Origin of the sequence: Actinocrinis sp., assembly GCF_035650855.1 — a bacterium.
GTDB lineage: Bacteria > Actinomycetota > Actinomycetes > Streptomycetales > Catenulisporaceae > Actinocrinis.
This window is the reverse complement of sequence record NZ_DASRGV010000055.1, coordinates 20,711-27,885: the sequence shown is the minus strand read 5'-3', so window position 1 is coordinate 27,885 and position 7,175 is coordinate 20,711. Positions and strand designations below refer to the sequence as shown.

The window sequence follows — 7,175 nt, the reverse complement described above, 5'->3', positions numbered from 1 at the left end:
CTCAGGTCCCACCGCCTCGGGCTGCTCACCGCGATGTCGTAGCTGAAGGTGGCCGACCCGCCCGCCGCGATCGTCTTCGCCGCCGTGCTGACCGCCGGCAGCGCCGCGCCGCCGGGATCGGTGAGCACGCCCTGGACGCTCACGCTCGCCGCCGCGCCGCCGCTGTTGACCACCGTGGTCTGCGCGTGGACGGCGTTGCCGTTGGGCGTGGTGACGTAGGTGGCCCACTGGTCGACGTGCACCGGGTCGGTCGCGATGAGCCGGACGTCGCGGTAGATGCCGGCGCCGGTGTAGAACCGCTCGGCCGGCTGTTGGCTGGTGTCGGTCTTCACCGCGATCACGTTGTCTACCCCACCGAACCGCGCGGCCGCCGTGATGTCGTACCGGAAGCTGGTGTACCCGTAGGGATGGGTGCCGATCAGCGTGCCGTTGACCCAGACGCTGGCGTTGGCCATCACGCCGTCGAACTCGATGAACACCCGGCGCGTCGAAGGCACGCTCGCGAGGGAGAAGTGCTTGCGGTACCAGCCGATACCGGAGGGCAGGTAGCCGCCGCGACCGGTGCTCGCCGCCGACGACGAGAACGGATTCGCGGGCGGGTTCGGGCCCTCGATGCTCCAGTCATGCGGCACGCTCAGGGCGCGCCAGCCGCTGTCAGAGTACGAAGCGCCACTGGCGCCGCTCGCGTCGCCGTAGTGGAACAGCCAACCCGGGTCGAAGTCGGTGACGATACGGGGCTGGCTGGAGCCTGCCGCGGTACCGGTGGCGTTCGCGCTCGTCGTCGGGGCCAATGCGGTCAGTCCGGCCACGAGCAACGCGGCGGTGCTCGCCGCGACGATCCGCCTGCGGATGCGTAGCGCGCAGCCGGGTGCCGCGCGGTCGCAGCGTGCTGTCATTGATGTGTCCCTTCCGGCTGTGAGCGTTCACACGCTTCGCGCGTACCGATCGCGCGGCTTTTAGCAAGCAGCGTTTCCGGACTGCCACTGCGAGGGATGGATGGAGCTGTAATCGCTCCCAATTCATCTCGGCCCTGAGTCTCGTGATCGATCACTCTGCTGTCAAACGCCTGCCGATCCGACGTCCACATGCGCTGCTGTGCCCAACCGCTTACGGTGAAACTTGCATCTCACCGTCCCAGACGCATTCGAGATAACGGTGTTTCATCTGACGCAGCACCTGATCCGGGTCAGCGGCCCACACGTCGGCGTTGAAGATCTCGACCTCGACGTCACCGACGTAGCCTGCGTCCTGCACGACGCGCCGCAAACGGGCGAAATCGATATGACCGTCGCCCATCATGCCGCGCGACAGCAGGGTGTCAGCGGGCAGCGGAGTGATCCAGTCGCAGACCTGGAAGGCGGCGATCCGGCCGGCGGCGCGGGCGATCTGCGCCTCGACCTCTGGATCCCACCACACGTGAAAGGTGTCGATCACGACAGCGACTTGATCGGAGGGGAACTGCTCGGCGAGGTCGAGCGCCTGACCGAGGGTGGAGAGCACGCCGCGATCCGCGGCGAAGATCGGGTGCATCGGTTCCAGGGCAAGGCGCACGCCCCGATCGCCCGCGAACGGTGCGAGCTCGGCAATTGCCTCAGCGACGCGGGCGCGCGCGCCGATCAGGTCGCGCGAACCTTCGGGCAGGCCCCCGACGACCATCACCAGGGTGTCGGTGCCCAAGGCCGCGGCCTCGTCGATCGCGGCGCGGTTGTCGTCGAGCGCCGCGCGCCTTGCGGCCGCGTCGGTCGCGGTCAGAAAACCACCGCGGCACAGCGAAGAGACCCGCAACCCTGCGTCATCCAGCAACGCCCGCGCCTTGGCGAGTCCGAATTCGTGCAGCGGCTCGCGCCAGACGCCGATCGCGGGGATGCCCGCCCGAACACAGCCTTCGACGGCCTCGGGCAGCGTCCAGGCGTTGGTGGTCTTCTGGTTGAGCGACAGCCTGCCGAGTGCCGACGCCGCGATGGTCGAGGAAGCCGACGAAGCAGAGGTCACGCGATCACACCCGTCGTGGTGGCGAGAAAGACCCGCAACCGGTCCGCGGAGTGCTCCGGGTCGGCCAGCGCGCCGGCGCGGTCGGCGAGCCGGAACGCCTCGGCCAGGTGGATTGCGCTGCGCGCGCTGTGCAGGCCGCCGACCATGGTGAAGGCTGGTTGCAGGTCGTTGAGCCAGGCGAGGAACGCGATGCCGGTCTTGTAGTAGTAGGTGGGTTTGCTGAATAGGTGGCGGGCAAGCTCCAGCGTCGGCGCGAATGCATCGTCGTATGCGGTTTGGTCGCCGCGGTCGAGGGCCTGTAGGGCGGCCGAGGCGGGAGCGGGGATTGCGGCGAACACACCGAGCAGGGCATCGGAATGGTGGACGCCGTCTCCGCGGATGAGCTGCGGGTAGTGGAAGTCGTCGCCGGTGTAGAGACGCACGCCCTCGGGCAGAGCGGCGCGCAGCTGCCTCTCGTGATCCGCGTCGAGCAGGGAGACCTTGATCCCGTCGATCTTGTCAGCGTGCTGCTTGATGAGGTCGAGGACGGTGGCGGTCGCGGTCGGAACGTCTGTGCTTCCCCAATAGCCCTCCAGTGCCGGGTCGAAGGCGGCGCCGAGCCAGTGCAGGATGACCGGCCGGTCGGCCTGCTCCAGGAGGCGGGAGTAGACGCTGAGGTAGTCGTCGGGTCCTGCGGCCGAGGCGGCTAAGTGGCGGCTGGCCATGAGGATGGGCTGAGCTCCGGCGTCTTCCACGACGGCCAGTTGCTCCTCGTAGCCGCGCGCCACGGCGTCCAGCGTCGGCTCACCCGCGGACAGGTGGTCCGTGCCGACGCCGGCGGCGATGCGCGCTCCGAGGTCCTTTGCCTGGGCGGCCGAGCGGCGGATCAGTTCTTCGGTCGCCGGCCAGTCCAGGCCCATGCCGCGCTGGGCGGTGTCCATGGCCTCTGCCACGCCCAGTCCCCAGGAATACAGGTGCCGCCTGAAGGCCAGCGTCGCCTCCCAGTCGACGGCTGCCGGGGCGCCGGGGACGTTCTCGCCGAAACGGTCCGCGACGACGTGCGCGGCGGCGAACGCGACCCGAGAGGTGATCGGAGCCTGCGGCCGTGGCCAGACGGGCGCCTCGCCCAGCTTGTGTTCCAGCCAGGTTCCGTCGCTCTGGGGCAACCGCAGCGAGGTCATCGCGCACCGTCGCCGGCCGCGGCCTGCAAATCGACCTCGTTCGGGTCGAGATCGTCGAGCGCGATTCTGCGGCCTTCGGCGCTCGACCGAAGCCCGGCCTCGGCGAGGCGCACGCCACGGGCCGCTGCCAGAAAGTCGTAGGGGTGCTCCCCGTCGCCTGCGACGTAGCGGATGAACTGCTCCCACTGAGCCTTGAATCCGTTGTCGAACACGGTGTTGTCGGGCACTGACTGCCATTGCCCGCGATAGCCTCCGGCGTCGGCCACGTCCGGATTCCACACCGGTTTCGGGGTCGCGGCGCGGTGCTGGATGACGCACTGGTGCAAACCAGCCACCGCACTGCCCTCAGTACCGTCTACCTGGAACTCGAGCAGTTCGTCCCGGTGGACGCGCACGGCCCAGGAGGAGTTGAGCTGCGCGATGACTCCGCCTTCGAGCTCGAAGATGGCGTATGCCGCGTCGTCGGCCGTGGCGTCGTACGGCTTGCCGCCTTCGTCCCAGCGGCGGGGGATGTGGGTCGTGGCCACCGCGGTGACCGCCCGGATCCGGCCGAAGAGGTTCTCCAGGACGTAGTTCCAGTGGCAGAACATGTCGCTCGTGATGCCCCCGCCGTCTTCGCTGCGGTAGTTCCAGCTGGGACGCTGCGCGGCCTGCCAGTCCCCCTCGAAGACCCAGTAGCCGAACTCGCCGCGCACCGAGAGGATCCGGCCGAAGAACCCCGCGTCGACCAGCCGCTTGAGCTTGAGCAGCCCCGGCAGGTAGAGCTTGTCGTGCACGACGCCGTTCTTCACACCGGCGTGCTCCGCGGACCGCGCCAGACGCAGGGCGCCCTCCACAGATTCCGCGACGGGCTTCTCGGTGTAGACGTCCTTACCCGCGGCGATGGCCTTGAGGATGGCCGGTTCTCGCGCGGAGGTGACCTGTGAATCGAAGTAGACGCGCAGGCCGTCGTCCGCCAGGACGTCGTCGAGATCGGTGCTCCAGCGGGCGATGCCGTGGCGGCGGGCGATCGGTTCGAGCTTGTCCGCGCTGCGTCCCACCAGCACGATCTCGATGGGCAGGCGCGAACCGTCGCTGAGTTCGACGCCGCCTTGCTCGCGGATCGCCAGCAGGGATCGCACGAGATGCTGGCGGTAGCCCATCCGACCGGTGGCGCCGTTGACGATGATGCCGAGAGGCTGGGAAATCACGGAACGTGCTCCTTGGTGAGGGTGCGTCAGGGGCGAGGGCCGCGGCGGCGGATCGGATCGTAGGCGTGTAAAAACCCGCACATGCCGAGCGTGCGGTACTCCGGACGGGGGATCCGGTTGACGGCGGCGAGCTTCAGATGCGCGGTGTTCCCTACGCTGAGAGCCTCAATGTGTTCCCAAGCCGCGACGGCAGTCGCGGCGGCGCCGCTCGCAATCAACCGCCGCCACTCGGTCAGGCGCGGGGCGACCAGCGCTGCTGCCCGGCCGTAGAAGCCGTCGAGCGCGGCGTGATTGCCCAGCTCCCACTGGCGCAGCAGTTCGGCGAAGCCGTCCACGGCCAGATCCCGCCGCTGCCGGGCGCGTTCGTGGCTCGGTTCGCCGCTCGCGTCGAGGAGCGAGGCGGCGGCGGGATAGCGCTCGGCGGTCAGATGCTCGGGCGGGAACGTCATGACGGCGTCGCCCGCTTCCGGCAGGCCGCCGTTCTGCATGATGACGATCACGCGCAGCTCGTCGTCGTTGATGGCGCGATGGATCGTGCCCGGGGTGAACCAGACGATGTCGCCAGGGCCGAGTTCCTGGACAGCGGGGCCGTTGTGGTTGAGGGTTTGCAGCCGGCCGCGTCCGCTGATCACGACGTAGGCCTCGGTGCAGGTCAGGTGCATGTGCGGGGAGCCGCCGTGTTCGCCGTCAGCAGTCGGCCAGGGATAGGCGCTCAGCTCGCTGATACCCACCGCACCGGGGAACTCGGGAAAAGCCGGGCCGTTCACAGGGCGAACTCGTCGGCCAAGGCCTGCACGCCGCGGCGGTCGGACGCCTGGTCGATGAACACGAATCGGTGGCGCAGCTCCAACCTCTGGCCGGGCTCGAGGCAGATTTCCTCGTCGAAGGCCGGCGACGGGTTCAAGCAGGCGAACTGTTGACTGCGCGCGAACCACTTGAGCGGGACGTCGGCGGAGGAGGTGCCGGCGAAGGCCAGCACGGTCGCGCCGCCATCGATCTCGTCGTGCTGACCGCTGATCGCCGCCCACGCTCCTTTCGAACCCATGACATCGTCGCCGTCGGCGCCGTCAGCGATGATGGGTGCGCCGGTGAATGCGCGCGGGCCGCGCCAGAACAGGCCCGTGTACCCCGCGTTCGGGCGGCCGTGTGTGGTCGGGCTGCCCAGTTCCAGGGCCTGGGTGCGCGTGTTGGTCAGCGCGGTGGCGAAGTCCAAAGCCCAGATGCCGCGGTCCGTATCAGCGCTGTGGAATCGCAGGTTGCGGGTCTCGTCGAGCCAGACCTCGCCGGTGGACGCCGCCCACTCCAAGCGCTCAGTCACGGTGGCCTCGGCGCCGCCCGCGTCCAGGCGGTCGAAGCCGCGGTGCAGCTGGCTGCCGTTGTTTTCGCGCCACACGTAGCCGTGTCCCGGCGCGTCAGCATCGAAGCTCGGGCCGCCCCAGAAGTTCTGACCCGACACGTGCGACCAGGTCATCTGCAGGCCCTTGTGCCAGCGATGGTCCCAGGGCCGGAACACGCCGATCGGGGCGCCGGACAGCGTGCGCAGCGGGTAGAGATAAGGCTTCGGCGACTCTTCACGCGGGGTGTCCGGGCGGTAGACGTAGGTGGCGATCTGCACGTCGGCAACGGTCACGGCCAACTGCGTGCCCTGATCGTTGTCGCGGATGCGGAAGGCTGTGCCAGAGTAAACCGTGTCAGAGAAAACCGTGTCAGACATGACTTTCCTCCCGTTCGGCGCTCGTGCTCGGTAACGGCGCGCCGCTCATCGAGTAGTAGAACGGGTTGCCGGGGGCGATCAGGTCCGGGGTTACCGGAGCGCCGCTGCTCGCGGATTGGTAGAGCGCTGCGATGAAGGCCAGCACTCGCCGCCCGTCGTCGCCGCTGGCTTCCGGGCGCCGTCCAGAGCGCAGCGCGTCGATCAGGTGCCGCAGTTGGGCAGTGTGGCTTGAGGCGTCGTTCTGCTCGGGCGCGCCGAGATCGGCGGGGGTGTCCTGGACGCGGTGCGGCGCGGGTGTCCAGGTCCAGTTGGTGTTGTCGTAGCCGTAGAGGTGGGTCAGCTCGACGGTGGCTTCCGGGAAGTCGAAGCGCAGGTAGCTGGTTTCCCGCGGGGAGAGGACGGTGTTGACCATGGAAACCATGGCGCCCGAGGCGAAGCGGACGATGGCCATCGAGACGTCTTCGGTCTCGACGTCGCGCGCGAGCGTCGCGGTCGCGGCCCGCACCTCGGTCCACTCCCCCAGCAGCGCCAGCATCAGATCCATCTGGTGGATGCCGTGGCCCATGCTCGGCCCGCCGCCTTCGGTGCTCCACTTGCCGCGCCACGGAACCTGGTAGTAGGAGTCGCCGCGGTACCAGAGGGTGTGGCAGATCCCGATCAACGGACGACCGAGGCGGCCGGTGCGTATGTGCTCGCGCAGGGCGCGGGCCGCTGAGCCGAACCGGTGTTGGAAGACGTAGGCGACGTACGGTCCGCCTTCGCGTTCGTGCGCCGCGATCTCGTCGTATTCGGCGAGGGAGAGCGTCGGCGGTTTCTCGCACCAAACCCATACTCCGGCGTTCAAGCAGGTGACGATGGCTTCACGATGCGCTCCGGGCGGAGTGCACACGATCGCCAAGTCCGGCGCGGTCTCCTTGAGCATCCGCCCGACATCCTCGAAGGCTGCCGGGATTCGCCAACGCGCGGCGAAGGCGCGGGCACGTTCGAAGTCGACATCGACGGCGGCGACGACCTGCGTTGCTCCGCCCTGGGTGTTGACGGCCGGCATGTGGGCCGCCTCGGCGATGCTTCCGGAGCCGATGATCGCCAACCGGACCGGGCGGGAATGGTCTGTCAAAG

7 protein-coding genes are annotated in these 7,175 nt (G+C 68.8%); all 7 read right to left on the bottom strand.

Annotated elements, in window-relative coordinates; genetic code table 11:
• Nucleotides 1-896 (bottom strand): glycoside hydrolase family 2 protein (locus VFB40_RS04595; RefSeq protein ID WP_324848011.1); only part of this gene is annotated, 896 nt, incomplete at its 3' end.
• Between the two features lie 211 nt (nucleotides 897-1,107).
• Nucleotides 1,108-1,992: a sugar phosphate isomerase/epimerase family protein gene (locus tag VFB40_RS04590; RefSeq protein WP_324848010.1), complete on the bottom strand. Its 885-nt coding sequence runs from the start codon at nucleotides 1,990-1,992 to the stop codon at nucleotides 1,108-1,110.
• Nucleotides 1,989-3,152, bottom strand: a complete 1,164-nt coding sequence (locus tag VFB40_RS04585; RefSeq protein ID WP_324848009.1) for a dihydrodipicolinate synthase family protein — start codon at nucleotides 3,150-3,152, stop codon at nucleotides 1,989-1,991. The genes VFB40_RS04590 and VFB40_RS04585 overlap by 4 nt, the downstream gene beginning before the upstream one ends.
• Nucleotides 3,149-4,294, bottom strand: coding sequence for a Gfo/Idh/MocA family protein (locus VFB40_RS04580; RefSeq protein ID WP_414642035.1), 1,146 nt, complete (start codon nucleotides 4,292-4,294; stop codon nucleotides 3,149-3,151). The genes VFB40_RS04585 and VFB40_RS04580 overlap by 4 nt, the downstream gene beginning before the upstream one ends.
• Before the next feature lie 74 nt (nucleotides 4,295-4,368).
• A complete protein-coding gene (locus tag VFB40_RS04575; RefSeq protein ID WP_324848007.1) occupies nucleotides 4,369-5,109 on the bottom strand; it encodes a cupin domain-containing protein in 741 nt (246 codons plus the stop codon).
• Nucleotides 5,106-6,056: a DUF6807 domain-containing protein gene (locus VFB40_RS04570; protein ID WP_324848006.1), complete on the bottom strand. Its 951-nt coding sequence runs from the start codon at nucleotides 6,054-6,056 to the stop codon at nucleotides 5,106-5,108. Before VFB40_RS04570 ends, VFB40_RS04575 begins: the two co-directional genes overlap by 4 nt.
• Nucleotides 6,049-7,173, bottom strand: a complete 1,125-nt coding sequence (locus VFB40_RS04565) for a Gfo/Idh/MocA family protein (protein ID WP_324848005.1) — start codon at nucleotides 7,171-7,173, stop codon at nucleotides 6,049-6,051. Before VFB40_RS04565 ends, VFB40_RS04570 begins: the two co-directional genes overlap by 8 nt.
• Nucleotides 7,174-7,175 lie beyond the last annotated feature (2 nt).

What these genes read in the sequence shown, in the direction of transcription:
- VFB40_RS04580 (WP_414642035.1), bottom strand. Translation starts at nt 4,294, where the DNA reads ATGGGCTACCGCCAGCATCTCGTGCGATCCCTGCTGGCGATCCGCGAG.
- VFB40_RS04570 (WP_324848006.1), bottom strand. Translation starts at nt 6,056, where the DNA reads ATGTCTGACACGGTTTTCTCTGACACGGTTTACTCTGGCACAGCCTTC.
- VFB40_RS04585 (WP_324848009.1), bottom strand. Translation starts at nt 3,152, where the DNA reads ATGACCTCGCTGCGGTTGCCCCAGAGCGACGGAACCTGGCTGGAACAC.